Genomic DNA, 26,321 nt, shown 5'->3' on the forward strand with positions numbered 1-26,321 from the left:
GGCGGGCAGGTGCCCTCGATTTATTCCTTACGCCTTTTTTGCGCCACTGCGCTTGCGCGTGGCCTTGGCCGGAGCCTGGTTGCGCTCGTCGAAAGCGGCGATGACCGTGGCCGGGATGCGGCCGCGCTCGGAGACGTCCCAGCCGTTCGCCAGCGCCCACGCGCGAATCTCCCGCGACCGCTCGCGGTCGGCGGAAGTGGTGGTCGTGGTGCCGGCGACCGAGCGGATCTTGCGGCCGCCGGTCCGGCGGGAAGCGGCGATGTAACGGGCCAGCTCCTCACGCAGCCCGGTCGCGTTGTCATCGGACAAGTCGATTTCGTACTGGATGCCGTCGATGCCGAACGGGACCGTCTGGCTGGCCTCGCCACCGTCGATGTCATCGACCATCTGGACCAGAACTTTTTGCGCCATGGGGGTGATTCCTCCTCGGAAGACTTTACCTGTGCAGATCCCTGCGGATTCTTATCACACTATACATTGATCCACAGTGGAGCGGTAAGTGAGGCTCCGGTGCCGGGAATTGCTCCTCGGCGTAGCGGAACCGGCCGAACTCCGCGGAGACGTTCAGGAAGTTTCCGGCGGAGGGCCGGTTGGCTTTTTGCAGTCTTTTGCCTCTTCCCCGAGCAGTTGCCCGATGCTCACGCCGCCCGGCCGGGTCTCGCGCGGATCTGCTGCCCCGTAACGACTCCGGTGGTACTGGCGCCGCGCCGCCCCGATCGGCTAGGGTCGGCGGCATGACCACCGGGACGGCCTCGAGCCACGCACGGATTGGTGACCCGGTGCCCTTCTGAGCGCCGCGCGGGCGCCGCCTCCGTCGTGTTGATCGGTAAACCATCAACCACGACCGGAGGAAATCATGCCCAGCAAGACCTTGTTCATTCCTGCCCCGGACGGCCGGGCCGACGCGTTCGCCGCTTTCCCGGACCGCGGGCGGCACCCAGGGGTGCTGCTGTACTCGGACGCTTTCGGCGTGCGGCCCGAACTCGAGGCGCGCGCCCGTGAACTGGCCGGGCACGGGTATTACGTGCTCGTCCCGAATCTGTACTACCGCCACGGCCCGGCCCCGGTGGTCGAGCTGCCCGAGCACATCGGGGAGGAAGTCCGGCCGGCGATCATCGGCCGGCTGATGCCCTTCATCGAGGCGCACTCCGTCGACCGGATCCAGCGCGACGCCGCCGCGTACCTCGATTTCCTCGCCGCCCAGCCCGAAGTCAGCGCCGGCCCGGCGGCCGTGATCGGGTACTGCATCGGTGCCGCCCTGGCGATGCGCACCGGGGCGGCCCATCCCGGCCGGGTCGCCGCGGTCGCCGGATTCCACCCCGGCTTCGTGGTCACCGGCGCGCCCGACAGCCCGCACCGGCTCCTTTCCCGGCTCACCGCCGAGGTCCACCTCGGCCTCGCGGAAGGCGACCTGACACCCGAGGCGATCCGGGAACTCGACCAGGCCCTGGAAAGCGCGGGCGTCCGGCACAGCACCGAGATCTACCCCGGCACCGTGCACGGCTTCACCATGTCGGACACCGCGGCCTTCAGCCCGTCCGGGGTGCGGCGCCACTGGGACCGTCTGCTCTCGCTGCTGGACCGCACGCTGGATTCATCCGCTGTGAACGCGAAGTGAATATTGCGAATCCGGTGCGCTCGCACCGGCGGTGAACTCGGCCGTTGCAGTTCCTACCTCGGCCGCGGGCCGCTGTGAACGCTCACAACGCCGCGCCGCGGCCGGGTCCGGCTGTTGCCCGGCCGCGGCGGCGGCGCACACAGTGGTCCGCGGCTGGGCGACTCATCCCGGTCTCCAGCCCGAACTCCCTTTCCCCACATCCCTGTCTAGGAGATTCGATGGACTACCGATCCACTCGACGGGCGGTCCGGGCCGTCGTGGCGACCGGGGCGACCGCCCTCGCGTTGGCCCTGCTGCCCGCTACCGCGTTCGCGCAGTCCGGCGGCGACACGAACCGGCCCAACGGACTGGAGAAGACCGGCACCCACACGCAGGTCCGGACGATCACCCCGCTCGGTGCCGCCGCCCATGCGGTCCCGGCGTCGAAGCAGCTGGACTACAGCCAGCAGGTCCAGCAGAACGACGAGTGGTGCTGGGCCGCGGACGGCTCCAGCATCGAGCAGTCGCAGGGCGGCAGCGCCTCCCAGGAGGAGTTCTGCGCGGCGGGCAAGGGGGCCCAGGTCGGGAACTGCCCGAACGAGGCGGCGCAGATCTCCGAGATCGTGCAAGGGTTCCAGGGCACCGGGTTCTCCGCGCAGGACGCGGGCGGGCCGATCAGCTACAACTCGATCGAGCAGCAGGTCGACGGCGGGATCCTGAACCTGACCGGCATCTACTGGACCTCCGGCGGCGGCCACGCCGAGGTGATCTACGGCTACGACAGCTCGAACCAGTCCATCATGCTCGGCGACCCGTGGCCGTCCTACCAGCGGTACCAGACCTGGGACTACAGCCAGTACCAGCGCAACGCCCAGTTCACCTGGAACGACACCGTCGTCAACATCCGGAAGGGCTGATCCGCGGTCATGGGTGAGATCTGCCGGAAGTTCATCTGCAGTCTTGCGGCTCTCGCGGCTTTGGCGGCCGTGGCCCTGGTCCCGGGCACGGCGTCGGCCGGAGAGTGGGTCAGCCCGCCCTCGGCCGCTGACCTGGCGGCCGCCGTCAAGGCCGCCGATCAGCCGCGCGCGGTTAGTTTCGCGAGATCGAACTTCCGGCAGGTCGGCCACGCCGAGCCCGCGCGGATCACGCTCGCCGGGAAGGGGATTCCGGTCTACACCCTCAATCCCGGCTTCGTCGCGGGCACGGCCGGCGCCCCGGCAGGGGTGCTGGGGGCCATCGCGGTGACGGCCACCGCGGACTCCGGCGCGAAGGCCACCCTCCGGGCGAGCCGGGACAGCGCGGCGCCGGGCGGCTGGGTCGTGGCGAATGTGTTGTCCGGCAACGACGAGGAGGCGCTGAGCGCCAAGCTCCAGCCCGGTTCGGTGCTGCTCAACGAACCCCAGATCAACGGCTGGTACGACCTGAGCCCGGCCGGCGTCGTGCTGCTGCAGGCGAGCCTGCCGCAGTCGCCGGTGGGCCGGTTCGTCCCGCTGCCGGACTATCAGCGCGCGGTGCACGACCGGTACGCGGACAAGCTGCCGGGCTCGGATTACCAGCACCGGGGCGGAATCGGCTTCACGCAGACGGCCGTTCACACCGACACCGGCTCGTCGGTGCCGATCGTGGCCGGGCTGGTGGTGCTGGCCGCCGCCGCGCTGGTCGTCGTGGCGGTGGTGCTGCGTCGCAGGCGCCGTACGAAAAGCTAGTCCCAGATCAGGTCGACGCCCGCGATGCCGACGCCGAGGTCTTCGAAGTAGGCGCTCACGGTGTTGCCCGGCCCGCAGAACAACGGTTCGCTGACCAGCGGGTCGAGGTCTTCGCGGGGCCGGATCGTCTTGAGGCACCGGGCGGGCAGTTTGGCCGCGTCGAAGCGCAGCCGGAGCAGGTAGGCCGACATCGGGGCCCGGACGATCCGGTGGAAACAGCTCGACCGGACCGACGCGTCCAGCCGCAGGGTGAAGGCGAAGGTGTGCGTCTCGCCCTCGGCCAGTCCGCGGTCGAAGAGCAGCTCGAAGACCATGCCCGACGATGGGACGCTGCGGCGCACCCGGCCCATCCGGCAGCCGTCCACCGCGACGACCGAGGTCGCCGTGACGTCGGTGCCGTCCTCGTCCTGGTGGGTGACCAGGAAGCTGTCCGCGCCGGAGCGCCGGGCCCGGACCACCATGGTCGAGGTGATCTCCTCGGTCTGGCCCTGCGCGGTCAGGGTCAGCACGTCGACGACGGTGACCACGTCGAGGTCCGCGTTCTCCTCGGCGCGGGGCAGGCCGCTCAGCTCTTCCAGCAGGGCGCAGGTCTCGGTCCAGCTCTGCTGCAACTCCGGCAACGACGGCCGGCGGTCGTTTTCCCCCGGCGACCGGTGGGGGCCGATCAGCACGACCAGACTGTCGGAAGGCAAGCCCAGCACCGATTCCAGCGCACGCACCACGTCGAGCGAGCGGGTGGCCGAGGGGTGCCGGAGCCCGCGCTGCCAGTAGCTCAGCGTCGACTCGGCCACCGACACCCCGCGCATGGCCAGGTGCGCGCGCAAGCGGGACAGCGAAAGCCCGCGATGGCCGACGGCCTCGGAAAGCGCTCGATGAAACGGCCCGAATCGCACCGCGGCCGGCACCGCCCTCGGCCGGACCGCGCTGTCCTGGGCGTAGTGCTGCTGGTGCATCTGGCATCCCCTACTCTCGCCGAGCAGAAGCACAGCATGAGTAGTTCACCGTCCGGCGGCAACCGCCCATGGTCGAAAACCGGACTTTTCGGCCAGAAGCCGGCGTCAGGACACGGCCAGCTGACGATGGTGGTGGTGGTGCGGGGCCTGCGCCTCGTCGAGCAGGGCGAGGGCGAAATCGGCGTAGGAGATGCGGGCCGCGACGTCCCCGTGCTCGCGGACGTCGTAGCGCCCGGTCCGCTCGCCGTCGTGGTCGAAGTCGCCGGCCGGGCTGACCCAAACCCAGTCCAGCGCGCCGCCTTCGGCCCGCAGCACCTCGAGACCGGCGGCGTGGGCCAGGCAGAACGGCCGGAACTCGTTGAGAAGCGTGTCCAGCAGCCGGATCCCGTCGGGCCCGGGCAGCAGCGCCGACAGCCCGACCGTGATCAGCCTGTCCACTCCGGCCTGTCGCAAGCCGGTGACGAGGGCGTGCGCGGCGGCGGTGAAAAACGCGTCCGGGTCGGTGCCCTCGCCGTACACAGCGGTGGCGTTGATCGCGGCATCGTGCCCGGCGGCGAGGGCGGCGACGTCCGTCTCCTTGGTGACATCGCCGGCGGCAATCCGCACACCGTCGTCGGGCAAGCCGCCGTAGCGCGACGGGTCGCGCACCACTGCCGTGACCTCGTGCCCGCGCCGGCGCGCTTCGGCGACGGCCTGCCGGCCGGCCCGGCCGCCCGCCCCGAAAATGACGATCCTGCTCATCTGGGGAATACCTCCTGGTGAGTCGATGCTCGGAAAGGTATCCGGAAGGGCGGTTACCTCCTGGATACCGAGACCGCGTACCGGCCGTGAGGCAGGAGATCACCGTGACGCATCGGCAGCCGCTGCCACCCGATCTGTTCGACGAGCTGTGCCCGTCCTCGCTGGTGCCGTTCCGCTTCGGCGACAAGTGGGCCGCGCTGGTCATCCACTGCCTGGCGGACGGGCCGCGCCGATTCTCGGAGATCCAGGTGCCGTTGCGCCGGGTCACCCCGAAGGTGCTCACCCAGTCGCTGCGCGGACTGGAGCGCACCGGGCTCGTGTCCCGCACCGCGCACGCCGATCCGAAACTGGGGGTGCACTACGCCCTGACACCGCTCGGCCGCAGCGTGCTGGAGCCGCTGGCGGCCGCCTATGCCTGGGCGGCGGAGCACTGGGACGAGCTGCTTGATGCGCAGGAGCGGCAGTCTTGGGGCGGAACCGGCGTGTCCTAAGAGGACAGGAGTGCGGGTCTTTTCGATACCGGGCGGGTTCTGTCCGCTATTGCTCGTAACGTGGCCGGTGTCCCGGGGAGGACGGGTCAGCCGCCCTCCCGTGCCGAAAGGAAATCCGCCGTGCAGTTCGTCTCCGTGCGTGTCATCAGCAGCGACGTGACCCGCCTCGCCGACTTCTACGAGCAGGCGACCGGTCTCGAGGCCCGGCGGCCGGCCGAGCAGTTCGCCGAATTCACCGGTGCTTCAGGCAAACTGGCGATCGGCGGTACCCAGACTCTGTCCGGAGTGGACTGCACTGCGATCCTGGAGTTCCTCGTCGACGACGTCGACCGGGAGTACCGGCGGTTGATGGGCCTCGCTGTCGTCCCCGAGATCGTGCAGGAGCCGACCACCATGCCGTGGGGGAACCGGTCCCTGCTGTTCCGCGATCCCGACGGTCACCTGGTGAACTTCTTCGCCCCGATCACCGAAGACGCCCGCGCGAGGCTCACCGGCTGACGGGGCTCTAAGCGACTCGCGATTCGGACTGCACGGCGCTGCAGACGCTCGCCGCGTCGTCGGTGGCCGGCGGGGTGCTCAGGAAAGCTTCGATCCGACCTTGCTCATCGTCGTCGCGTGTTCCTGGTCGGCTTTCTCGTAGCTGGCGGCGGCCTGCTCGACGGTCGGGGCGATCGACTGCAGCGCGGACTGCGAAAGCTGCAACGTCACCAGGCCCGGCGCGGACACCGCCAGCACGATCGGCACGAACAGCGGCCCGCAGATCAGCCCGTACGCCTGGACCCCCATGGTGACCTGCTCGGCGGCCGACAACGCCTGCCCCAGGCTCCCCGCGACCCGCTGCACCGCGGCCGCGTGCTTGCGCAATTCCTCGGGCTGGACCTCGAAACCCGAGCCCCCCGCTGCTGCCGTCATCACGTCCCCCTCGTCAGCCTCGGATCATGATCGAACCGCCGTCGAAACCGCCGTCCTCGTCGTCGTCATCCGGCCGGTGCCGTGGTGGCCGGGGCGGTGACGGCGGCGGCGGGGCTGGTGCTTTCGGCGGCGGTGGTGCTGGTGCTTCCGGTGGGGCGTCGGCGATTCCGCCGATGTCGCGCACGCGCTGCTCGGCCGGCTGCTCGGGCTCCGGCTCCGGCTCGGGGAACTTCGCGCGGTAGCGGCCGACGATGGTGTCCATCGTGGGCTGGTCGTCGCCGATGGTCTCGGCCATCACCTCGCCGAGCCGTTCCGGCAGGCGGGCCTGGGCGCGGCGCAGGGTGCTCAGCACGGCGGCCGCCACTTTCGCCCCGGTCGATTCGCGGACGGCGTCGGTGATGCGCAGGTCGGTGACATTCCCGGCGGAATCCACCGTCACGGAAATCATCCCATCCGAGGATGATTCGGACACGGAGACCCGACTGGTGGCGGCCTGCATCGCTTGGTAGCGCTCGGCTTTCGCCTTGGCGGCCGCGACCCACTCGTCGATCTGCGCCGCGGCACCCCCACCGGGCAACGACTCCGTCATTCCCACCGTCCCTGGCTTCCGGCGACCCTTTGCCCTCGGTCCAGAAAAGCACCCGGCCCGGCGCCGCCGCGGCCGAACACCGGATTTCACTCGAACAGCCCAGCACCGGCTGGCATAGTTCCGATTGTGCCACGGGACGACCTGCCGGACTGGCTGCCTGCCTGGTGTCTGGACCAGCTGGGCGGCGAACCCGCGGACGTGCTGTTCCGCGTGCACCGGCTGTCGACGGTCTTCGGCCTCCGGCTGGCGGGCGGCCAGGAGGTCGTGGTCAAGGCACGCGCCGGCGACGGCCGGGCCGCCTCGTGTGTCGCGGCGCAGGGCTGGCTGGCCGAACGCGGGTTTCCGTGCCCACGGCCGTTGACGCCGGTGGTCGCGGTCGGCTCCCTGGCCGTGCACGCCGATGAGTTACGGTCCGGTGGCGAGGTGTTACCAGGGGACTCCCCGGCGGTGGCCGCCTGCTACGCCGGGGTTTTCGCCCGGCTGATGGCCGGACTGGCTGACTTCGACGTCGCGCCACCGCTGCCTCATCCCCGCTGGATCCGGTGGGACCACGCGGATCCCGGGGTGTGGCCGTCGATCGGCTTCCTGGACGAACGGGACCAGGGCGCCGTGCCGGCGTACGTCGTGGACACGGCCGCCCGGGTCCGCGGGCGGATGCTGGCCGCGCGCCTGCCGAGCGTGCTGGGACACGCGGACTTCGAGGCGCAGAACCTCCGCTGGCACGGCCGGGAGGTCTGGGCGGTGCACGATTGGGACAGCCTGGCGTGGCAGCCGGAGGCGGCGTTGGTGGGAGCGGCGAGCGGGACGTTCGCGAACGCCGGACCGCCCACACTGGCGCCGATCGACAGTTCTGAGGCGTTCCTTCTGTCCTATGAGGACGCTCGGGGCCGACGGTTCACGGCCGTGGAGCTGGAGGTCGCGTGGGCGGCCAGCCTGTGGGTCGCGGCGCACAACGCCCGATGGGAAGCCCTGCACGGAGCCCACCCGGCGACCGGCGATGCGCTCAAAGCGCAAGTGGCTGAACGGCTTCGCCGAGCGAACTGCTGAGATAGTCCGACACCGCCGAGAAATCGCCCGCGTCGGAGATCAGTGCGATGTATCCGTCAGGGCGGATCAGTACGAGGGTATGTTCGCCCGCGCCGTAGGCATCGGCCAGGTGGCCTTCGGTGTCGGCCACGTCGTCAGGTCCGGTCGGCTGCTCGACGATCCGGAACGTCCGGAGACCGGACGGCAGGGTCTCGATCGCCGGTGTGGCACCGAAATCCAGTAACGTGAAGTGCTCGCCGCGCGTCAGGTCGAACAGGCGACGCTCACCGTCCACAGTGGTCAACTTGGGCGCGTCGGGGGCGCGGTCACCGGCACGGAGCTGGGCGGTTTCGTCGCGGTCGTCGTGTGACAGGGTGGAGTCGCGATAGCCGATGTCGAGTTGCAGGGTGCTCGTGTCGCGGCGGGTGGGGATGCCTTTCTCCTCGATGGTCTGCTTGAGGCGTGCGTTCGAGAGGGCGAGCACGCCCGCCGCCACCGGTCGCCGCTCGGCGCCGTAGGTGTCAAGCAGCGTTGGCGACGCGCCGTGCACTACCGCCGCCAGCTTCCAGCCGAGGTTGTGCGCGTCCTGGATGCCGGTGTTCATGCCCTGCCCGCCGGCGGGGGAGTGGATGTGCGCGGCGTCGCCGGCCAGGAACACGCGGCCCTCGCGGTAGCGGTCGGCGAGGCGGATGTTGGCGCGCCACAACGAAAGCCACACCGGCTCGTGGAGGCGGAGGTCGGTACGGCCGGTGCGCAGGTCCAGGATCGCCTGCAGGTTCGCGAGGCCGAGGCCGGGATCCTGGCCGGGCTCGATGACGGCCTGGTACTGGAAGACGTCGGTGGAAGGCAGCGGGCAGAGGCTGAAGAAGCCCTCGTCATGCCGCCACATGTGCCAGGCGTCGCGATCGAGGCCGTCGACCGCGACATCGGCGACGATCATCCGCACCTCTTCGCGGGTCTCGCCCTCGAACGCGATCCCGGTCTGCTTGCGGACCACGCTATGCCCGCCGTCGCAGCCGACCAGCCAGCGCGCGGTGATCTTTTCGGCCACGCCGTCCTTGACGACCACGGCCGACACCGACTCGTCCGACTGCTCGAAGCTTTCCAGCGTCGTGCCGAATTCCAGGCGCGCCGCCGAGTTCCGCCAACCGCAGCCGCAGTGCCTCCTCGATCCGCCATTCGGGGGTGAGAAGACTTGCGGGGTAAGGGATGTCGGGGCGATCACGCAGTGGCTGGGCGGCGTCCAGGGTCTCCTGGCCGTCCGGCGTGATCGAGTGGAGCGGCATGGAGATCCGGCCGTTCGCCAGCACCCGGTCGACGAGGCCGAGGTCGTCGAACACCTCGAGGGTGCGCGGCTGGATGCCCTTGCCGCGCGAGCCGGGCTGCGGGCCGGGGGCGGCCTCGACCAGGCGGAAGGAGACGCCGCTGCGGGCGAGTTCGCAGGCCAGCGTCAGCCCGGTCGGGCCGGCGCCGATGATCAGCACCTCTGGTGACGGCTGCTTCGGGCTTTTCCTCTCGGTCATCGTCCCCTCGTTCCGATTCAAGAAAGTGATTCCTTTCTATCGAGGCTAGGCGCGCTTGCTAAGAAAGGCAAGTCTCTCTATCGTGGGATGGGTGGCCACCGAACCAGTCCGACGGCGCCGGCACGGCGAGCAGCTCGAGGCCGAACTGCTCGCCGCGGGATGGGATGAGCTGGCCGAGACCGGTTACGCCCGCCTGACGATGGAGTCCGTCGCCGCGCGCGCCCGCACCGGGAGCGCGGTGCTGTACCGCCGCTGGGCCAACAAAGACGAGCTGGTGCTCGCCGCGATCCAGCACCACCGGGACCGCAATCCGATCGCCACGCCCGACACCGGCAGCCTGCACGGCGACCTGATCGCCTACCTGACGGCGGTGAGCGAAGCGCTCGCCGGCTTCTTCGCCATCGCCGCGGCCGCCGTCTTCTCAGGGCTGCTGGCCGAGACCGGCCTCACTCTCGGGCAGGCTCGCGACCAGGTGATGGACGCCCCGTCGCTCCCGGACGTCCGGGTCCTCTACCAGCGCGCCCACGACCGCGGGGAGATCGACCTCGGGCCTATTCCGCAGTCCGTGCTCGCCCTGCCGTTCGACCTGGTGCGGCACGACCTGCTGATGGACCTCAAGCCGCTCAAGCGCGCCCGCATCCGCTCGATCGTCGACGAGCTGTTCTGGCCGGTCCTGCAGAACTACCAGACAGTGAAGTACCAAACTGTTGAGGCGGCAGGCGAACCGAAAACCGCGCGCAGCCTCGAACTGTTCCGCTCGATCCTGGCGACCCAGCGCAAGGCCGCCGAGGAGCAGGCCCGCGCCCGCGACCTCACCTTCGAACAGGCCATGGTGCTCGGCTTCCTGGAACGGCAGCCGGGCGCCATCCAGCGCGACATCGCGGCGATGAGCCACACGACCGCGTCCAACGTCTCGCTCCTGCTCAAAGGACTCGAGCGCCGCGGACTCGTCGAGCGCCGCACCGAAAACGGAAACGAGCGCAGCAAACGGGTTTATGCCACCTCGTCGGGCCTTCAGCTCATCGCCGGATTCGAAGCCGCCCTGACCGAGGTCGACAAAGCGGTTTTCGCCCCGCTGACCGCAGCCGAGCAGGCCGACCTCGAAGTACTGCTCGGCAAGGTCAACGCGCAACCCCCGCCGGCCGGTGAGAGCTGATCCGTTCCCGAGCGGCACGGAACGGAGGCTTTTCGGGCAGTCCCGGTGATCATCGGCGGCGGGGCGGCATGTCGTTCTGCAATCCTGGCCAGAACATGATCATCGTGGCTCGGGAGAGGGATTTTCGCCGCTATGCCTGAGAATCTGACCCAACGGCTGGCCGAGCACGCCCGTGCCGAGGGATGGGACGAGCACGTCGCCTTCCTGGCCGACGACCGGGCCTGGACGTTCGCCGAGGTCTTCGCCGGGGCGGCGCGGGTGGCGGGCGGCTACCGGGCCGCGGGGCTGAGCCAGGGCGACCGCGTCCTGCTCGCCCTGCCCGACAGCATCGAGCTGGTCTGGTGCCTGCTCGGAGCCTGGCAGGCCGGCCTGGCCGCGGTGCCGGTGAACGTCCAGATGAGCCGCGAAGACCTGACCCGGGACGTGGCCACAGCCGAGCCCGCGCTGGCCGTGGTCGACCCGGAGACCGCGGGCTGGCTCGACGACGCCGCGCTGGTGCCGACCGCCCGGGCGGAGGAACTGGCCGCGGCCGCACCGGATCCGGGGTTCGACGGGGACGGGGCGACCCCGGCGCTGGCCATGTTCACCTCCGGCACCACGGGCGCGCCGAAGCTGTGTTTCTTCCGCCACCGCGATCTCGGCGGTGGCGGCGGGCGCGGGCCGGTCCTCGCCGAGCCGGGAGTGGTCGGGCTTTCGGTGTCCCGGCTGTATTTCTTCGGCGGTTTGGGCGTTTCCCTGTTCGGCGCGCTGCAAGGCGGGCGCACGTCCGTGCTCTCGCGGCCGCGGGCGACCCCGGCCGCGGCGCTCGGGTTCATCCGCCGCTACCAGGTCAAGACTTTGTTCGCGCAGCCCAGTTTCCTGGCGCGGCTGCTGCTCGAGCCCGGTCACGCCGAGGTGCTCGCGTCGCTGACGCAGGTGACGTGTGCCGGGGAGGTGCTTTCGGCGCGGCTGCGCGAACAGCTCGTGCCGATCCTCGGCGACCGGCTGCTCAATGTGTACGGCGCCACCGAGATCGGCGGGATCGCCGCGGGACGGCCCGCGGCGTACGACACGCCGTCGGCAGTCGGGCCGGCCTGGGACGGGCGGGCGGTGCGGATCGTCGACGCCGAGGGGCGGGCGCTGCCCCAGGGCGAGCGCGGCGAGCTGCACATCCACGTCCCGTTCGCCACCCGCGGCGTGGCCAGGGGCAGCCTCGAGCCGGACCAGCTGACCGACACCTGGTGGCCGACCGGGGACCTGGCCTCGATCGACGCGGACGAGGTCATTCACGTCCACGGCCGGCTCGACGACGTCGAGGTGATCGGCGGGCAGAACGTGGTCCCGTCCGAGGTCGAGCGGTTGCTGGAGAGCCACCCGCGGGTACTCGAAGCGGCCGTCAGCGCCGTGCGCCGCCCGAGCGGGGAGACCAGCCTGCGCGCCTACGCGGTCGCCGTCTCCGGGGCCGGCGACCTCGACGAGCTGGGCGCCGAGCTGATCGAGCTGGCCCGGACCCGCCTGTCCTGGTACAAGGTCCCGCACGACGTGGCGTGGCTGGACGCGTTGCCCCGCAACGGGAACAGCAAGGTGCTGCGCCGGCAGCTCCGGGCGGAGGGCAACCAGTACGTCTAGCGCCCGGCCGCACCAGAGGAGTTATGCCGAGAAGGTCTTCTTCGCCGGCTGAGTCGACAGCGCGTCCTGGTTGAAGGTGACGGCCACCCCGCGCCCACGCAGCCGCGAGCCGCGCTGGTCGATCTTCCAGCCGTCCACCCGGACCCCGATTTCGTCCGCCCGCGGTGGATTGCCCAGCCGGACGGTGGCGGTGCCCGCCTCGCCGCCCGCCAGGTTCAGGTAATTGTCGCTGAACGTCGCGGGCAGGATGCGTTCGCCGGTGCGGGTGTTGTACACCTGGAGGTGCACCATCAGCGCCAAAGCATGGCCGACGTTCTCGACCGCCACCGCCAGTTCGAGGCCGTCCCGTCCGTGCTGCGCGGTGGCCGTGACCGACACCGCGGCCGGGGGCATGTCGTCCAGGCTGGTGAATCCCTTGGCCTGGGCCGGGTTCTCGGTCCAGTAGAAGTTGCGGACCAGCTCCGTGCCGTGCGGATCCGTGAACGAGAGCCGGGCGAACGCGACGTCGCCGGGCGCGGTGTTCAGCTGTGCGGCGACGTTGCCGATCACCGTGTGGCCGGACGCGCCCGCTCCGTTGACGCGTAAGGAAGTGCTGGCGAAAGCCGCCCCGTCGAGGCCGTACAGCGTCACGGCGACGGTGCCCTGCAGCGCCGCCCGGGTGTGGTTGGCCACGACCACGTCGAACGTCTTGCTGTCGAGGATCACGTTGACCCGCCGGCACGCGTGCTGGACCGCGTAGAACGACGAATGCGCTTCCAGATCATGGCTGTACATCTGCCAGACGAAGCTGGGCTGCGCGGGATTGGTCATCCACATGATCACGCCGGTGCGGGGGTACGGCTTGCCTGGCGCGGTGCTGGTCATGCTTGCGGCGTGTGACTCGAAGATCGACTTGATGCACTCGTAGTTCATCAGCTGGGACTTGCGCGCGAAGTCGGCCAGGTTCTGCACATCGCCGTACCGCTGGGCGGTCAGCTTGAGATAGCCGGCGCCGCCGCCGTTGCCCCCGTTGCCGTTCACGTCCCGGTCGGCCCAGAAGTCGTCCGGGTGCTCCCACGAAGACTCGGGCAGCATCTTCCGGACGAATTCCAGCGTCGGGATCGAGTACGAGCCGACCTCGTTGTGGAACGGCGGCCAGTGCGTGCCGTCGTTGGTGGTGAAGTGGGTGGCCGGGGTGACCCAGTGGTACGGCCCGCCCGAGGTGTAGCCGTTGATGGGGTCCTTGCCGGTGTCGCCGGCGGAGCTGGTCAGCACCGCGCGCTGCGGGTCCAGCTCGGCGACCAGCGCGTCCAGGCCGTCGATGATCGGCTGCGGCGGCGGGCCTTCGTTTCCGCCGCACCAGAGCAGGATCGACGGGTGGTTGCGGAACCGCAGGATGCAGTCGCGGATGTCGTCCAGGTCGCGGGCGACGTTCGCCGGCCCGGGGCCTTCGGTCGAGCTGAAGAAGTCCTGCCAGACCAGGATGCCGTTTTCGTCGCAGGCCTGGTAGAAGTCCTCGCTGCTGCTCTGGCCGTTCCAGTTCCGGATCAGGTTGAGATTGGCGTCGCGGTGCATCCGCACCTGCTCGCGCAGCCGTTCGGGCGCGTTCCGCTTGAGCGCCTCGTCCAGGCCCCAGTTGCCACCCATCACCAGGATCGGCTGGTTGTTCACGGTGATCGCCAGGCCGTTCACCGCGTTGCCGGACGGGTCCGTGAACGGCTTGCGGTACTCGATCCGCCGGACGCCGAAGTCCACCGCGCGCTCGTCGCTGACCTGCCCGCCGGACTCGACGCCGATCGTGAGCCGGTAGCGGTTCGGGTCGCCGTAACCGTTGGGCCACCACAGTTTCGGCCGGTTCAGCCGCAGGGCGGGGAGGTCCTTCGAGGTCAGCGTGACCGAGGACGCCCCGGCCGGCACCGTGACGGTCTTGGTGAACGCGCGGCCGTCGAGGGCGCCTCTGACCACAATGGACTTGCGCGTCGCGCTGTCGAGCGTGAGGTCGACCGTGACGTCGGCCGTGCCCAGATCCGCGGACAGCACCGGGTCGACGCGCACGTCGGCCAGCCGGACCGGGCCGGTGGTGGACCAGGTCACCGGCTGCCAGATGCCGAGGTCCCGGTCGGGGATGGTGGGGAGCCAGTCCCAGCCGGCCGTGCAGAAGAACGTCGGCCCGTTCTCGAGCGTGATCCCGGTCGGGCCGCCGTTGCGCCCGCCGCGCGTCACGCCGCTGGTGTAACTCGGCTTCAGCGGGCCTTCGGCGTAGTCCAGCTTGCCGATCCGCACCGCCAGATAAGCGGTGCCGCCCTTCGCGACGAGGTCCGTCACATCGAAGACACCGCGTTTGAACGCGCCCTCGATGGTGCCGATTTCCTTGCCGTTGAGCCAGATGGTGGCCAGGTAGTTGATGCCCGCGAACTCCAGCCAGAAGCGCTGGCCGGGAATCAGCCGGGGGACCGGAAACGAGACTCGGTACCAGTAGTCCGTGTCCTTCAGGGTGTCCGGCACGGTGTCGGTGACGATGTGGCCGTACAGCGGGTCGGGGTACTCGCCGCCGGCGATCATGCTGGTGAGCGGCGTGCCCGGTACGACGGCCGGCTTCAGCCCGGCGACAGCTTGCGCGCCGGCCAGCTGGTTCCCGGACAACGTCGTGCCCTCGGCCGCCGTGTAGGTCCAGCCGTGCGTGATCTCGTGGCCGTCGGTGTGCAGCGCCTGACTGCCCGCCGGCGTGCCTTGGGCGTTCGCGGTGCCGGACAGGGCGAAGACGCCGAGAGCGCCGCCACCGGCGATGGCGATCCCGCTGGAGAGGAAACGCCTGCGGTTCAACTGGGTCACGTCGCTCCCGATGACATCGTTGTCAGCCTGCCTGTGAGATCAATGATCGGCGGGGCCGGATCCCTTTGTCAAGGGACCTCGGGCGGAACGAGCCACAGTTATGTCCATTGAGGACGGAGGGCCGAGCGTGAGCCGCCTCCCCGCGGGAAGACGGCCCACGCCAGGAGTCAGCCTCGGGCCGAGGCCAGCGCGGCCGGGTTGCCGGCCGGCGGCATCAGCTTCGGGTACTCCTTCTGGAAGTTCGCGATCATCGTGGCGGACGGGACGATCCGGTTCGGGTTGCCCTGGCTCGTCGCCTGCTTCTCGCCCCACGCGCCCGCGGCCTTGCGCTGGTCGGGGGTGCCATGGCTGTGGAAGCAGTCACCGATGGAGGCGTCGAGGTAGGTGACCTCCTGCTGGGCGCGGGCGTCCCAGGCGTCGCCCTTGGCGTGGGCGACGAAGTAGCCGCCGTACGCGTCCGGGCCCATCTCGGACGACTCGTTGCGCGGGTAGTTGTCGTGCGCGAAGTCGACCTGGTGGCCGTATTCGTGGCCGACCACGGACTCGACCGAGACGTCGTCGAAGCCGAGGGTGTTGACCACGTCGAGCAGGCCGTCACCGAGCGCCACGCGCTTGCCGCCGAGGCTTTCGGCCGGGGCGGAGAACGCGTTCAGGGTGAGCAGCGGGTTGCGGCCGCCCTGCAGTGCCGGGACTTCGTAGAGCACCTTGGTGGCGAGCGCGGCGGCGGCCTGCACCCGCGCCGGCGCGAGGCCGAGGCTGAAGGTCTGGGCCATCTTCGCCTGGCTGCCCAGGTCGGTGCCCTTCCAGGCGACCAGCTGGACGTTCCAGCTCTCGATGTCCCAGAACCCGCGCAGCTTGTTGATCGTCGCGGTGGCGCGCGGGGTGTACTGGCCGTCGGTGCCGAAGACCTGCGGCGTCTTGTCGTTCGCGACGCCCTGGGTGTACAGCGAGCTGAGCCCGGAAAGCACGCCCATGGCCTCGTTCTCGAGCGGGGTCAGCTTCGCCGCGAGATTGTTCGCGTACGTCAGCAGCGCGCCCTCGGTGCAGCCCGGGATCGGCCCCTGCGCGGCGCGGCTCTGGCGGCCGACCTGCGGGATCGGCGACTCGATCAGCGGGTCGACGTTCTTCAGCGCGCTCGCGGGCAGCCCGGAGTACAGGTCGTTGACGTCCTGGGTCAGCTGCGCGATGTCCTGCTCGACGGTCGAGGGCGTGTCCGCGGACGCCGGCACGGCCAGCGCCAGCCCGAGCGCCGCGACCGTGCCCGCCGCCGCGAGCGTTCTGCCGAGGAATCTGGTCCGGTTGTGCAAGGTGGTTCCCCTCATTCCGAGTCCGGTTCAAGATCACGAAGAACCGCCACATTAGGGCGGCGCCCGGGCCGGAAACCGGGGCCGGGACAAGAACCCCGGGATGGCTCACGTCTTTCGGAGGGTTCTCACCGTGCGGGCATCGGCCGAAAGTACTAGGTGCGCGGTGAATCGGGTCTGACGTGCGCGTCCAGCTTTTTTCGCGACGCCCGGCAAGCCGCGCGGACCACCCCGGCCGTCGAGGTCATCGACGGTGCCGACACTGCGTGGATCCACGCCCCGGCGCCGCGCTACCGTCCGTGCCCGCTGGTGCTGCGCCTGGTCCGCCGGCCCGACGGCGACGTCCCGTCGTCTGTCCAAAGCGGACCGGACCACCGCCGTCAAGGCCTCCTTACCCGCGCTGGACGCCGGTAAGGAGGCCTTGGCGGACTTCAGGCCGTCGTTGTCGTGACCGACACCGGTGCACCCACGCCGACCCCGGTCACTGCCGCGATGGTGAAGGTGTAGCTGGTACCGGACTTGAGTCCGGCGACCACGCGGGTCATGCCCTTCGCGGTCGGCTGGCCCACCAACGCGTCGCGGCCGGTGACCGGGATCGTGCGGCCGTCGGAGACCGTGATCTGGTAGCCGATCACCGGGGTGTCGCCCGTGGCCGTGGGCGGGGTCCAGTGCAGGCTCACGGCATCAGCGGTCGGGAGGGCCTTCGCGCCGGTCGGGGCGTCGGCGGTGCGGGTGCCCGGCGAACCCACGGTCACCGCGGCCGACGGCAGTGACGACAGGCCCGTGCCCAGCGCGCTGCGGGCGGCCACTGTCACGGTGTACGCCGTGCCGTCGGTCAGCCCGGGCACCTCCGCGTAGCCGGTCCGCTGGAACTGCGCGGCCGGGATGGTGGCGGTGACCTGGTGCCCGCCGCCGGTCGCGGTGAGCACGTACTCCGTCAGCGGGGAGCCGTTCTCCGCGACTGTCGGATTCCAAGTGGCGTAAAGCTTTCCGGCCACGGCGAAGGTGCCCACGCGCGAGGGAGCCTCGGGCGCCGACCGGCCGTCGACCGGGCGGTGCAGCACCCAGAGGTACCCCGGTTCGACGCCGGCCGCGGCGACGATCGCCGACGGCGCCGCGGACGGGCTGGTCAGCAGGTGGTTGCCGGTGGTCACCACGCCCTTGTTGTTGCCGTCGCGATCACCCTGCTCCCAGTAGTTGCCCTGGATCAGGGTGGGGTCGTTGTTGCCGAGGCCGTCGCGGTAGTCCACGTGCGTGCTGGCGACATTGGCGTACGCGGCGTGGTAAAGCACGTTGCCGGACACCGTTTCGTAGGTGTTGCCGTTGTCGGTGTACACGGACTTGCCCAGGCCCCACTGGTCGTGGATCACGTTGCCGGTGACCTTCTCGCCGTCGGCGAGCGAGGTGCCGGTGATGCCCTGGGTGTAGATGCCGCCGCCGTCGTCCAGCGACAGCATGTAGTCGTGGATCAGGTTGTCCGAGACCACGTTGTCGTGCGAGATGTTGGGCGTCGCCGGCTTCTTGATCTTGTCCGGCCAGCCGCCCCAGCCGACCGAGATCCCGGAGTAGGCCACGTGGTCGATCTCGTTGTGGGAGATGGTGTCGTGCTGGCTGTAGCCGTTCACGATCGGCACGCCGCCGTGGAACTCGCGCGGCAGCCCGTAGAGGTGGTTGTCCACGACCTGCACGCCGCTGGTCACGTCGCCGCCGTCGGGCTGCTCTACCCCGCCGACCTCGACGCCGTTGCCGGAGATGTCGGTGAACACGTCACCGGCCACCGTGGTGTCCTTGGCGCCGTCACCGAGTTCGAGGCCCGCGGCCCCGAGGTGGGTGAACACGTCGCCGCTGAACTCGAGCCGCTGGCCGTGGGCGATGGAAACGTTGCCCGGCTCCTTCGTCCAGTCGGCGTACGGGCAGGTCCCGCCGGCCACGAACTGGCACAGGCCCTGGGTGGCGTAACCCTTCGGGCCGGTGATCGTGTAGCCGGCCTGGATCTCGGAGAAGCCCTCGGGTGACGACGGCGTCAGCCAGGTGGCGTAGGAGAACTGGATGCCGCGGAAGGCGACGTCGTGGATCGGCGCGGCGGCGGTGCCCTGGCCGTCGACGAGCTTCTCCAGCGCGGGCATCTCGACGTCAGCGTGGCGAAGGTCTTCGCCCGGGCGCGGCTGGTAGTAGACCGTGTGGGCGCCGCGGTCGAGGTACCACTCGCCGGGGGAGTCGAGGAGCTCGAACGCGTTGTCCACATAGGACGGCTGACGGCCGTTGGTCAGGTCGCCGGGGCCGACCATGTTCACCGTGCGCCCGGGGATGTCCGGGAAGACGACCCGCCGGGTGGAGTTGTCCCAGCACGGCTGCGCCATCGTCACCGTGGTCCCGGAGACCGAGCCGATCGGGCAGCGCGGCTCGGTCCACTGGCCCAGCCCGGCCCGCTCCACGTTCCACAGTGCTTCACCGGCGGTGTAGACCATTTCGATGTCGCCCGGGTTCCGCCAGTGGGCGAGCGTGTCGGCGGACGCCGTGTAGCCGGTCGAGGTGGCCTTGAGCGAGACCGGAAGCGGGCCTTGGGCGCGCTGTTCCCGCACGCCGTTGACGTACAGCTGCCGGGTGTTGTCCAAACCGGCCGGTGCGGGGGCCGAGTAGAGGCCGGGGCGGCCCGGGACCGGGCGCCATCCGGTGACCTGGCGGCCGCCGCTGAGCACGGTCTGGCCCGAGCCCTGCCAGATGATCCGATGCCCGTTCGCGCCGGAGTCGCGCGCGTCGAGCGTCAGGGGCTTGGTGAGGCGGAAAACGCCGGGGGCCAGGTGCACGGTGAGGTCGGTGGTCAACCGGGGGGCGCGTTGGCGGACCAGCTCCTGCGCCCGTTCGACGGTGCGGACCGGCCGCGCCTGCGTGCCCGGCGCGCTGTCGGAACCGTGCGGCGTCACGTAGACGTCCTGGCGGGATCCGCCTTGCTGGTACGCGGCGGCGCTGCCGGTCCCCAGCAACGCCGTCGCCAGGAACACCGCGCCGCCGAGCGCGAGGGCTCGCCGGTGTCCGGTCCGTCTGGATGGTGTGGGCATACCGACCTCCGTGTGATCCCCAGTGATCGCCGGTCGACTCCGCGCGAGCCGGGCAGGGGTAAACATAGGATCTATTGCCGGAGTTGTCGATAGCAAGGAAGGATTCCTTACTTAGTTGTTCAGCGGGCTGAACAGGGGATATTCGTCCCGGCAACCGGGAATTCGGTGGTCGCATCGGTTAAGTAGCCCTGTCGTCTGCGTGGATTCCTTGTCTGGTCGGAGTATTCATCCGATGACTCGTTGACGGCCGGTGAGCCGCGAGCGTACAAAGGCAACGGTTTCCACCGGTGCGGCAGTGGGGCCGCCCGGGGTGGTGAGAGGGCGGTCCGGCATGACCAGAGCACGCGGGAAGAGATACCTGGGAGCCGCGTTCACGGCATTGGCGGCGTTGGCCGCCGCGGTGCCGGCGACAGCGGCGGCGGCGCCATCGCCGGAGGGCCATTCGGTGGTGGCCGCGACGCCCCCGATGGGGTGGAGCAGCTGGAGTTCCTTGCGCGGCAACATCAACGAGCAGGTGATCGAGGCGCAGGCGAAGGCGATGCACGACTCGCTGGCCCGCTACGGCTACCGTTACCTCAACATCGACGCGGGCTGGTCGGACCACGTCGACGCCTATGGCCGTAACGCGGAGAACGCCACCAAGTTCCCGCACGGCATCGCGGCAGTGGCCCGATACGTGCACGGGCTCGGCCTCAAGTTCGGCATCTACCTGGTGCCGGGCATCCCGGCAGCGGCCGTCAAGGCCAACTCGGCGATCAAGGGAACTCCTTACCACGTCAGCGATATCCTCGTCCCGGGCGCGAAGGGCAACACCGCGGACGACGGCTCCGCGCTGATCGACTTCGCCAAGCCCGGCGCGGACGCGTACGTGCGCTCGCAGGCCGAGCTGCTCGCGTCGTGGGGCGTCGACTACATCAAGATGGACTTCGTCGGCCCCGGCGGCGGCCGCGTCCCGGCCGACAATCGCGGCGACATCCAGCACTGGCAGGCGGCACTGCGCGCGACCGGGCGGCCGATCCACCTGGAGCTGTCCAACTCGCTGAGCTTCCCGGACGCCGACACCTGGCAGCGGTACAGCAACGGCTGGCGGATCGAGGGCGACATCGAGTGTTACAGCCACTGCGTCGGCCTCACCAACTGGGACGTGCGGGTGAAGCAGCGGTTCGCCGACGTGCCGAAGTGGATTCCGTTCGCCGGCCCCGGCCACTGGAACGACCTCGATTCGATCGAGGTCGGCAACGGCGACGCCGACGGTATTTCCCCGGATGAGCGTCAGAGCATGATCACGCTGTGGGCCGCCTCGGCAGCACCGCTCCTGCTTGGCACCGACCTGACCAAGCTCGAGCCAGCGGACCTGGCGCTGCTGACCAACCGCGAGGTGCTGGCGGTGGACCAGGCGGGCCGCCCCGCCCACCCCCTGTCCCAGGCGACGCCACAGCAGGTCTGGGTGAGCAAGGACGCCCACGGCGGCTACACCGTCGCGCTGTTCAACCTCGGCGCGGCTCCTGCGACGGTCACGGCGAACTTCGGCGACCTGGGGTTCCACGGGGCGGCGGCGGTGCGGGATTTGTGGAGTCATCGTGATCTCGGGGTTGTGCGCACTGCGTTCAGTGCCTCGCTGGCCCCGCATGCTTCGCGGCTCTTGCACATCCAGCCACGGGGCTGACGTGACATCGGGCCGTCCGAAGTGGACGGCCCGATGCACGGCCTGGCCGGGGCGAACCGAACGATCAGCCGCCGGTCAGTGCGATCCGCAGGATCTTGTTGTCCAGCTTGCCGGGTGTCCCGCTCTTGTCCCCGTTGGTGGTGGTCAGCCAGAGACTCCCGTCGGGAGCCGCGACGATCGTCCGTAGCCGCCCGTACGCGCCGGTGAAGTACGTCTTCGCCGACGGCAGCGAGTCACCGGAGATGGGCATTCGCTGCACCTCCTGGCCGGTCAGCTCGGACATGAACAGCACGTCGCCGACGATGGCCAGGCCGCTGGGGGAGTGTTTGGCGGTCGGCGAGAACGTTCGTTTGGGCGCGATGAAACCCGGGTTGTCGCAGCTGCCCGAGGTGCCCTCGCAGGCGGGCCAGCCGTAGTTGCCGCCCTTGACGATCAGGTTGACCTCGTCCTGCTTCGAGTCGCCCAGCTCGGACTCCCACAGCCGGCCCTTCGAGTCCCACGCCAGCCCCTGGACGTTGCGGTGCCCGTAGCTCCAGAAATACTTGCCGGACTGGGGATTGTCCGCGGGCACGCTGCCGTCCGGGTTCAGCCGGAGGATCTTTCCGTTGAGGGAGTTCAGGTTCTGCGCGTTGTCGCCGTTCTGGGCGTCGCCGGTGGTGGCGTAGAGCTTGCCGTCCGGGCCGAACGCCAGCCGCCCGCCGTTGTGGTAGCGGTTGCGGGCGATCCCGGTGAGCAGGACCTGCTCGCCGCTGATCTTGTCGTTGACGTACTGGAAGCGCACGATCCGGTTGTCCGACGAGCTGGTGTGGAACACGTACAGCCAGTGGTCGGTGGCGAAGTCCTTCGACACGGCCAGGCCGAGCAGGCCGCCCTCGCCGCCGGTCGTGTCGACGCCGGGCACCTTGCCGACCACGGTCTGCTTGCCCGCCGGGGTGATCCGGACCAGCCGGAAGGTGTCCCGCTCGGAGACCAGGGCCGAGCCGTCGGGCAGGAAGGCCAGCCCCCACGGGACGTCGGAGTCGGTGGTGATCTGGGTGACCTCGCCGGGGTTCGTGCCACCGCCGCCGTTGCCGCCGGCGGTCTTCGCGGTCACGGCCTTGCTGGGATCGGAGGCGTTGCCGGCCGCGTCCTTCGCCCGCACGGTGAAGGTGTACGCGGTCGCCGGGGCCAGGCCGTCGATAGTGCCCGAGGTGCCCGCGAAGGTGCCGGCCTTGGTGGTGCCGTTGTAGACGTCGTAGCCGACCACGCCGACGTTGTCCGTGGACGCGCTCCACGCCAGCGAAACGGTGTTGGCCGTGACGGCGGTCGTGTGCGGGTCGGCCGGCGCGGTCGGCGGCTCGGTGTCGCTGGACGCGGCGGTCTTGACCGGCAGCTCGGCCGACGGCGGGGAAATGCCGCCGGCACCGTCCTCGGCGAAGATGGTGAAGTAGTACTGGGTGTTCGGCGTCAGCCCGGTTGCCTGGTACGACAAGGTCTTCCCGTCCACGGTGCCGATCTGCGAACCGTGCTGGAACACGTTGTACTTGGTGACGGCGCCGCCGCTGCCCGCGGCCGCGGCGTCCCAGGCCAGCGACACCGCGGTGTCGGTGACCGCGGTGGTGCGCAGGTTGGCCGGCGCGGCCGGGGTCGTCCCCGTGGTCAGGTGGCCGGAGACCTGGAACTCCCACAGCGAGTAGCCGTACGACGTGCCGCGGGCGGTGCCGTAGAAGCGGACGTAACGGCCGGTCGCGCCGGTGGTGGTCGCCGTTTCGGTGCCGCCCTTGCCGTTCTTGGTGGAGTACACGGTGTTCCAGGTGGTGTTGTCCGCCGAAACCTGGATTTCGTACGACTTCGCGTACGCGGCCTCCCAGCTCAGCACCACCTGGCTGATCTGAGCGGTCGCGCCGAGGTCGACGCTGAGCCACTGCGGGTCGGCGCCCTCCTTGCTGGCCCAGCGGGTGGTGGTCTTGCCGTCGACCGCGTCACCCGCGGCGTAGGCGGAGCTCTCCGTGGACGAGGCGGTGGCGGGTTTTCCCTTCGACAGCAGGGTATCGGCGGCGGGCTGGGCCAGCGACGGCGGCGCGATCAGCGCCATCACCATGACCAGTGCCGCGGCGCCGCTGTAGGCCGCGCACCATCGTTTGAAGCGGGTCACTGCTTCCTCCCAGACGACTCGGGGTTCGGGCGTGGGCATGGGGACGGCGGACCCAAGTAAAGAAACTTTCCTAATAGCGAGGGTGATTACAGCACCGGCCACGGTGGGGTGTCAATCGGCCTTCCCCGTCAGCGGAAGCGCTTTCTCACGCGGTTGCTCCTGAACGCCGAAACGCCCCTCGTCCAGGTGCGGACGAGGGGCGTTTCGGCGCGAATATCGGTCAGCTGGGGATCTGGCCGCAGTTGTCCGGCGCGGTCTTCCCGGCGAACCGGCCGTCCAGCCAGCTCAGTGCCAGCGGGAACCAGGCGGCGGCGGTGCCCACGTGCGAAAGCAGGTCGTACTGGTTGTACTGCACCGCGGTCCCGTCGGCGCAGAACTGCCGGGCCAGCGCCCGCACGTCCGCGGTGACCATGACCCCGTCACCGGCGCCGATGCCGGGCTTTTTCCCCGGAGTGCCTTCGAGGACGCCGTTCGCGCCCTGGCCGATGAGCATCGGCACGGTGGGGGAGGCGGCGCCCAGCATGGTGATCTTCTTGATCGTGTCGACGAACACCGGGATGCTCTCCGGGCTGGAGGCGTATTGGGGTTTGACGAGTTTCTGCCAGGTCAGCCCCGAGCTCTGCGGCAGCGCGTCGATGATCGAGGAGTGCTGGAGTTTGTCGTACAGCGCCAAGCCCTGGCTGTTGAGGTACGGCGTGAGGTCGATGTCGTACGCGCGCCCGGCGCCGATCACGGCCATGATGAGCGCGCCGGCCCAGACCGGGGTCCCGCTGACGTAGTCGAGGTTCTTGCGCGGGTTGGCCAGCACCCCGCCCTCGGCCGCGCCGACCAGGTTGCGGTTGACGTCCGGGGCGTAGGACGGGGCCAGCTGCGCGGCCCAGCCGGTGGCGATGGCGCCGCCGGAGTAGCCGATCGCGCCGACTTTCGTGTCCTGGGTGAGCCCGGTGGCCGGCGACCGGTCCGCGGCCCGGATCGAGTCGAGCGTGTTCATCCCGTACTCCGGCCCGGCGGCGAAGTCCGCGGTCTGGCCCTCGGTGTCGGGGAACAACACGGTGTAGCCCTGCGTCAGCCACGGCACGAGGAAAACGCTCTCGAAGTTGGCGATCAGCCCGGGGATCCGGACGTCGCCGGCGATGGCGCGCGACGGCCCGTCTTCCGGGTTCAGCGAGTCGTAGAACGATTGGTAGCTCACGGCTTTGGGCGTGGCCGGGGCGACGGGCGGCTTCACCACCGAGGTGACGTTCGCGGTCGGCTGGCCGAGCGGGCCGGTGGAGCGGTAGAGCAGCTGCACGACTTGCAGCGGCAGCGGGATCCCGATGACGTGGTACGGCACGGTGCGCGTCTTGAGCACTGTGCCCGGCGCGAACGAGGACAACGGGGCACTGCCCGAATAGGAGTAGAACGGATCGCTCCCGGCCGTCGCCGCGCTCGCCGCCGGGTTTCCGGCCAGTGAGGCCAGGATCAGCGTGATCACGGCAGCCAGGACGCTGCGCCGTTGGATGACACCGCGCGGTTTGACCTTCATCGGGTTCCCCCAGAGAGAGACGTCGTCGTCACCTACTGGCGAGTAGCATGCACCGGGACCCGGGGGATATCAAGTGCGGGACCTCCATGATCGGTCAAGCCCGTCAAGACGGCCCGGCGGTTTAGGGTGACCGATATGGACACTCAGGACCCGGCGGAACGCGGCCAGGAAGTACTCGGCTGGGTCATGGCCAGCGCCGGGTTTCCGGACGACGTCGTGGTGCGCCCACAGGTCCGCGCGGACGGCCGGGTGTGGCTGAGCTGGCTCGGCGGCGCCACCGCCGACGCGGTCGCCACGACGCTGCTTACCCTGCGGGAGCCGGATTTCCCGGTCGAACCGGTGCCCAGCGCGCAGTCCTGGCAGGCCCGGCTGCGGGTCGGCGGCGTCCTGGTCGTACTGGACGCCCCGGATCGGGCCCGCGAGTAGCGGCGGCCCGGCCGCGGCTTGTGGTAATCATGGCGCTGGGGATTCTCCCCGGCGCCAGTGAAAGGACCGTCGATGACCCAGCTCGGCCATTCCGGAATCGATGTCTTCCCGCTGGCGCTCGGCGGGAACACGTTCGGCTGGACCAGCGACGAGGCGACCTCGCACCGGGTGCTGGACGCGTTCACGGCGGGCGGCGGCAACTTCATCGACACCGCGGACGGGTATTCCGCTTTTGTGCCGGGCAATTCCGGTGGCGAGTCGGAGGCGATCATCGCTTCGTGGCTGGCCGCCCGCAAGAACCGCGATTCCGTGGTGATCGGCACCAAGGTGAGCACGCACCCGCAGTTCAAGGGGCTGGCCCCGGCCAACGTCGCGGCGGCGCTCGACGCCTCGCTCAAGCGGCTGGGCACCGATTACGTCGATGTGTACTACGCGCATTTCGACGACCCCAAGACCCCGCTCGCCGAAACCGCCGAGGCGTTCAACACGCAGCTCAAGGCCGGCAAGATCCGCGCGGTGGGCCTGTCGAACTACACCGGCGCCCGGATCACCGAATGGCTTCAGGTCTGCCGTCGTGAGGGATTCGAGCTGCCGGCCGTTGTCCAGCCGCACTACAACCTCGTGGCGCGCCGGCCGTACGAGCGTGAGATCGCGCCCGTCCTCGTCGAAGCGGGCATCGGCTCGGTGCCGTACCTCGCGCTGGCCAGCGGGTTCCTGGTCGGCAGCTACCGCAAGATCGGCCTGTCCAGCAAGGTCAAGCCGTACCTCTCGGTGGTCGGCGGGCTGCTGACCGGCAAGCACCGCACGAAAAAGCAGGAATTCGGCCGGGGCCCGCGCGAGATCCTCGCCTCGCGGTATTTCAGCGCGGCCGGGCTCGCGGTGGTCGACGCGGTCGAGCAGATCGCGTCCGCCCGCGGCGTGGACATGGCCGCGGTGGCGATCGCCTGGCTGCGCGGCCGGCCGGAGGTGACCGCGCCACTGGCGAGCGCCCGCACGGTCGAACAGCTCCCGGCCCTGCTGGCCGGCGCGGAACTGGTCCTCACCGCGGCGGAAACCGCCGTGCTGGACGAGGTTTCCGCCCGCGTCGGCTAGGG

Annotated in this window: 23 protein-coding genes; 11 read left to right on the top strand and 12 right to left on the bottom strand. The window is 70.0% G+C overall.

Annotation, left to right across the window (positions count from 1 at the left end; genetic code table 11):
* Window positions 1–27: 27 nt before the first annotated feature.
* On the bottom strand, window positions 28–411 hold the full coding sequence (locus OG371_RS35295) for a histone-like nucleoid-structuring protein Lsr2 (RefSeq protein WP_329059993.1): 384 nt from the start codon (window positions 409–411) through the stop codon (window positions 28–30).
* A 445-nt stretch (window positions 412–856) separates the two neighbouring features.
* On the opposite strand from OG371_RS35295, the gene OG371_RS35300 reads away from it, so the two are divergent.
* From OG371_RS35300 to OG371_RS35310, 3 genes are all read left to right on the top strand, one after another.
* On the top strand, window positions 857–1,618 hold the full coding sequence (locus tag OG371_RS35300) for a dienelactone hydrolase family protein (protein WP_329059994.1): 762 nt from the start codon (window positions 857–859) through the stop codon (window positions 1,616–1,618).
* A 218-nt stretch (window positions 1,619–1,836) separates the two neighbouring features.
* Window positions 1,837–2,514 (top strand): papain-like cysteine protease family protein, encoded by a 678-nt coding sequence (locus OG371_RS35305; protein ID WP_329059995.1) that lies wholly within the window; start codon window positions 1,837–1,839, stop codon window positions 2,512–2,514.
* Between the two features lie 9 nt (window positions 2,515–2,523).
* Window positions 2,524–3,303 carry a hypothetical protein gene (locus tag OG371_RS35310; RefSeq protein ID WP_329059996.1) on the top strand — a complete coding sequence of 260 codons (780 nt, stop codon included), beginning with the start codon at window positions 2,524–2,526 and terminating at the stop codon, window positions 3,301–3,303.
* Here the strand turns inward: OG371_RS35310 and OG371_RS35315 are convergent.
* Both OG371_RS35315 and OG371_RS35320 read right to left on the bottom strand, forming a co-directional pair.
* Window positions 3,300–4,256 (bottom strand): XRE family transcriptional regulator, encoded by a 957-nt coding sequence (locus OG371_RS35315; RefSeq protein ID WP_329059997.1) that lies wholly within the window; start codon window positions 4,254–4,256, stop codon window positions 3,300–3,302. The genes OG371_RS35310 and OG371_RS35315 overlap by 4 nt on opposite strands.
* Before the next feature lie 105 nt (window positions 4,257–4,361).
* Entirely contained in the window at window positions 4,362–4,997 is a 636-nt protein-coding gene (locus OG371_RS35320) for an NAD(P)-dependent oxidoreductase (RefSeq protein ID WP_329059998.1), read from the bottom strand.
* A gap of 104 nt (window positions 4,998–5,101) precedes the next feature.
* Here OG371_RS35320 and OG371_RS35325 point away from each other — a divergent pair, with 104 nt between their 5' ends.
* Both OG371_RS35325 and OG371_RS35330 read left to right on the top strand, forming a co-directional pair.
* Window positions 5,102–5,488: a winged helix-turn-helix transcriptional regulator gene (locus OG371_RS35325; protein ID WP_329059999.1), complete on the top strand. Its 387-nt coding sequence runs from the start codon at window positions 5,102–5,104 to the stop codon at window positions 5,486–5,488.
* Window positions 5,489–5,608: 120 nt separating this feature from the next.
* The gene (locus tag OG371_RS35330; RefSeq protein WP_329060000.1) at window positions 5,609–5,986 is read left to right on the top strand and encodes a VOC family protein; all 378 of its coding nucleotides are present in this window, start codon (window positions 5,609–5,611) and stop codon (window positions 5,984–5,986) included.
* Window positions 5,987–6,064: 78 nt separating this feature from the next.
* Here OG371_RS35330 and OG371_RS35335 read toward each other — a convergent pair whose 3' ends face one another.
* Together OG371_RS35335 and OG371_RS35340 are read right to left on the bottom strand one after the other, a co-directional pair.
* The gene (locus OG371_RS35335) at window positions 6,065–6,400 is read right to left on the bottom strand and encodes a type VII secretion target (RefSeq protein ID WP_329060001.1); all 336 of its coding nucleotides are present in this window, start codon (window positions 6,398–6,400) and stop codon (window positions 6,065–6,067) included.
* 13 nt (window positions 6,401–6,413) lie between these two features.
* Window positions 6,414–6,989: a YbaB/EbfC family nucleoid-associated protein gene (locus OG371_RS35340; RefSeq protein WP_329060002.1), complete on the bottom strand. Its 576-nt coding sequence runs from the start codon at window positions 6,987–6,989 to the stop codon at window positions 6,414–6,416.
* 126 nt (window positions 6,990–7,115) lie between these two features.
* Here OG371_RS35340 and OG371_RS35345 point away from each other — a divergent pair, with 126 nt between their 5' ends.
* The gene (locus OG371_RS35345) at window positions 7,116–8,036 is read left to right on the top strand and encodes a hypothetical protein (protein ID WP_329060003.1); all 921 of its coding nucleotides are present in this window, start codon (window positions 7,116–7,118) and stop codon (window positions 8,034–8,036) included.
* On the opposite strand, the gene OG371_RS35350 is transcribed toward OG371_RS35345, so the two are convergent.
* Window positions 7,993–9,093, bottom strand: coding sequence for an FAD-dependent monooxygenase (locus OG371_RS35350; RefSeq protein ID WP_329060004.1), 1,101 nt, complete (start codon window positions 9,091–9,093; stop codon window positions 7,993–7,995). The genes OG371_RS35345 and OG371_RS35350 overlap by 44 nt on opposite strands.
* Window positions 9,014–9,538 carry an FAD-dependent monooxygenase gene (locus OG371_RS35355; protein WP_329060005.1) on the bottom strand — a complete coding sequence of 175 codons (525 nt, stop codon included), beginning with the start codon at window positions 9,536–9,538 and terminating at the stop codon, window positions 9,014–9,016. Before OG371_RS35355 ends, OG371_RS35350 begins: the two co-directional genes overlap by 80 nt.
* 91 nt (window positions 9,539–9,629) lie before the next feature.
* Here OG371_RS35355 and OG371_RS35360 point away from each other — a divergent pair, with 91 nt between their 5' ends.
* Together OG371_RS35360 and OG371_RS35365 are read left to right on the top strand one after the other, a co-directional pair.
* Window positions 9,630–10,694, top strand: coding sequence for a TetR/AcrR family transcriptional regulator C-terminal ligand-binding domain-containing protein (locus OG371_RS35360; RefSeq protein ID WP_329060006.1), 1,065 nt, complete (start codon window positions 9,630–9,632; stop codon window positions 10,692–10,694).
* Between the two features lie 132 nt (window positions 10,695–10,826).
* Window positions 10,827–12,302 carry a class I adenylate-forming enzyme family protein gene (locus OG371_RS35365; RefSeq protein WP_329060007.1) on the top strand — a complete coding sequence of 492 codons (1,476 nt, stop codon included), beginning with the start codon at window positions 10,827–10,829 and terminating at the stop codon, window positions 12,300–12,302.
* 21 nt (window positions 12,303–12,323) lie between these two features.
* Here the strand turns inward: OG371_RS35365 and OG371_RS35370 are convergent, their stop codons facing one another.
* The 3 genes from OG371_RS35370 to OG371_RS35380 all read right to left on the bottom strand — a co-directional run bounded on the left by OG371_RS35370 (window position 12,324) and on the right by OG371_RS35380 (window position 19,476).
* Window positions 12,324–15,113: a glycoside hydrolase family 2 protein gene (locus OG371_RS35370; RefSeq protein ID WP_329060008.1), complete on the bottom strand. Its 2,790-nt coding sequence runs from the start codon at window positions 15,111–15,113 to the stop codon at window positions 12,324–12,326.
* Window positions 15,114–15,280: 167 nt separating this feature from the next.
* A complete protein-coding gene (locus tag OG371_RS35375) occupies window positions 15,281–16,420 on the bottom strand; it encodes a hypothetical protein (protein WP_329060009.1) in 1,140 nt (379 codons plus the stop codon).
* Window positions 16,421–16,848: 428 nt separating this feature from the next.
* Window positions 16,849–19,476 (bottom strand): fibronectin type III domain-containing protein, encoded by a 2,628-nt coding sequence (locus tag OG371_RS35380; RefSeq protein WP_329060010.1) that lies wholly within the window; start codon window positions 19,474–19,476, stop codon window positions 16,849–16,851.
* A gap of 331 nt (window positions 19,477–19,807) precedes the next feature.
* Here OG371_RS35380 and OG371_RS35385 point away from each other — a divergent pair, with 331 nt between their 5' ends.
* A complete protein-coding gene (locus tag OG371_RS35385; RefSeq protein WP_329060011.1) occupies window positions 19,808–21,142 on the top strand; it encodes a glycoside hydrolase family 27 protein in 1,335 nt (444 codons plus the stop codon).
* A gap of 64 nt (window positions 21,143–21,206) precedes the next feature.
* Here the strand turns inward: OG371_RS35385 and OG371_RS35390 are convergent, their stop codons facing one another.
* On the bottom strand, window positions 21,207–23,276 hold the full coding sequence (locus OG371_RS35390; protein ID WP_329060012.1) for a PQQ-dependent sugar dehydrogenase: 2,070 nt from the start codon (window positions 23,274–23,276) through the stop codon (window positions 21,207–21,209).
* Between the two features lie 220 nt (window positions 23,277–23,496).
* Window positions 23,497–24,801 (bottom strand): lipase family protein, encoded by a 1,305-nt coding sequence (locus OG371_RS35395; RefSeq protein ID WP_329060013.1) that lies wholly within the window; start codon window positions 24,799–24,801, stop codon window positions 23,497–23,499.
* Window positions 24,802–24,936: 135 nt separating this feature from the next.
* Here OG371_RS35395 and OG371_RS35400 point away from each other — a divergent pair, with 135 nt between their 5' ends.
* Together OG371_RS35400 and OG371_RS35405 are read left to right on the top strand one after the other, a co-directional pair.
* Window positions 24,937–25,227 (top strand): hypothetical protein, encoded by a 291-nt coding sequence (locus OG371_RS35400; protein ID WP_329060014.1) that lies wholly within the window; start codon window positions 24,937–24,939, stop codon window positions 25,225–25,227.
* A gap of 72 nt (window positions 25,228–25,299) precedes the next feature.
* Window positions 25,300–26,319, top strand: a complete 1,020-nt coding sequence (locus OG371_RS35405) for an aldo/keto reductase (protein ID WP_329060015.1) — start codon at window positions 25,300–25,302, stop codon at window positions 26,317–26,319.
* Window positions 26,320–26,321 lie beyond the last annotated feature (2 nt).

The organism is Amycolatopsis sp. NBC_01480 (assembly GCF_036227205.1).
Classification (GTDB): Bacteria; Actinomycetota; Actinomycetes; order Mycobacteriales; family Pseudonocardiaceae; genus Amycolatopsis.

Coding starts and splice junctions, on each gene's coding strand:
- OG371_RS35335 (WP_329060001.1), bottom strand. CDS start 6,400: ATGACGGCAGCAGCGGGGGGCTCGGGTTTCGAGGTCCAGCCCGAGGAA.
- OG371_RS35295 (WP_329059993.1), bottom strand. CDS start 411: ATGGCGCAAAAAGTTCTGGTCCAGATGGTCGATGACATCGACGGTGGC.
- OG371_RS35340 (WP_329060002.1), bottom strand. CDS start 6,989: ATGACGGAGTCGTTGCCCGGTGGGGGTGCCGCGGCGCAGATCGACGAG.
- OG371_RS35400 (WP_329060014.1), top strand. CDS start 24,937: ATGGACACTCAGGACCCGGCGGAACGCGGCCAGGAAGTACTCGGCTGG.
- OG371_RS35385 (WP_329060011.1), top strand. CDS start 19,808: ATGACCAGAGCACGCGGGAAGAGATACCTGGGAGCCGCGTTCACGGCA.
- OG371_RS35395 (WP_329060013.1), bottom strand. CDS start 24,801: ATGAAGGTCAAACCGCGCGGTGTCATCCAACGGCGCAGCGTCCTGGCT.
- OG371_RS35315 (WP_329059997.1), bottom strand. CDS start 4,256: ATGCACCAGCAGCACTACGCCCAGGACAGCGCGGTCCGGCCGAGGGCG.
- OG371_RS35320 (WP_329059998.1), bottom strand. CDS start 4,997: ATGAGCAGGATCGTCATTTTCGGGGCGGGCGGCCGGGCCGGCCGGCAG.
- OG371_RS35380 (WP_329060010.1), bottom strand. CDS start 19,476: ATGCCCACACCATCCAGACGGACCGGACACCGGCGAGCCCTCGCGCTC.
- OG371_RS35365 (WP_329060007.1), top strand. CDS start 10,827: ATGCCTGAGAATCTGACCCAACGGCTGGCCGAGCACGCCCGTGCCGAG.
- OG371_RS35300 (WP_329059994.1), top strand. CDS start 857: ATGCCCAGCAAGACCTTGTTCATTCCTGCCCCGGACGGCCGGGCCGAC.
- OG371_RS35355 (WP_329060005.1), bottom strand. CDS start 9,538: ATGACCGAGAGGAAAAGCCCGAAGCAGCCGTCACCAGAGGTGCTGATC.
- OG371_RS35310 (WP_329059996.1), top strand. CDS start 2,524: ATGGGTGAGATCTGCCGGAAGTTCATCTGCAGTCTTGCGGCTCTCGCG.
- OG371_RS35405 (WP_329060015.1), top strand. CDS start 25,300: ATGACCCAGCTCGGCCATTCCGGAATCGATGTCTTCCCGCTGGCGCTC.
- OG371_RS35305 (WP_329059995.1), top strand. CDS start 1,837: ATGGACTACCGATCCACTCGACGGGCGGTCCGGGCCGTCGTGGCGACC.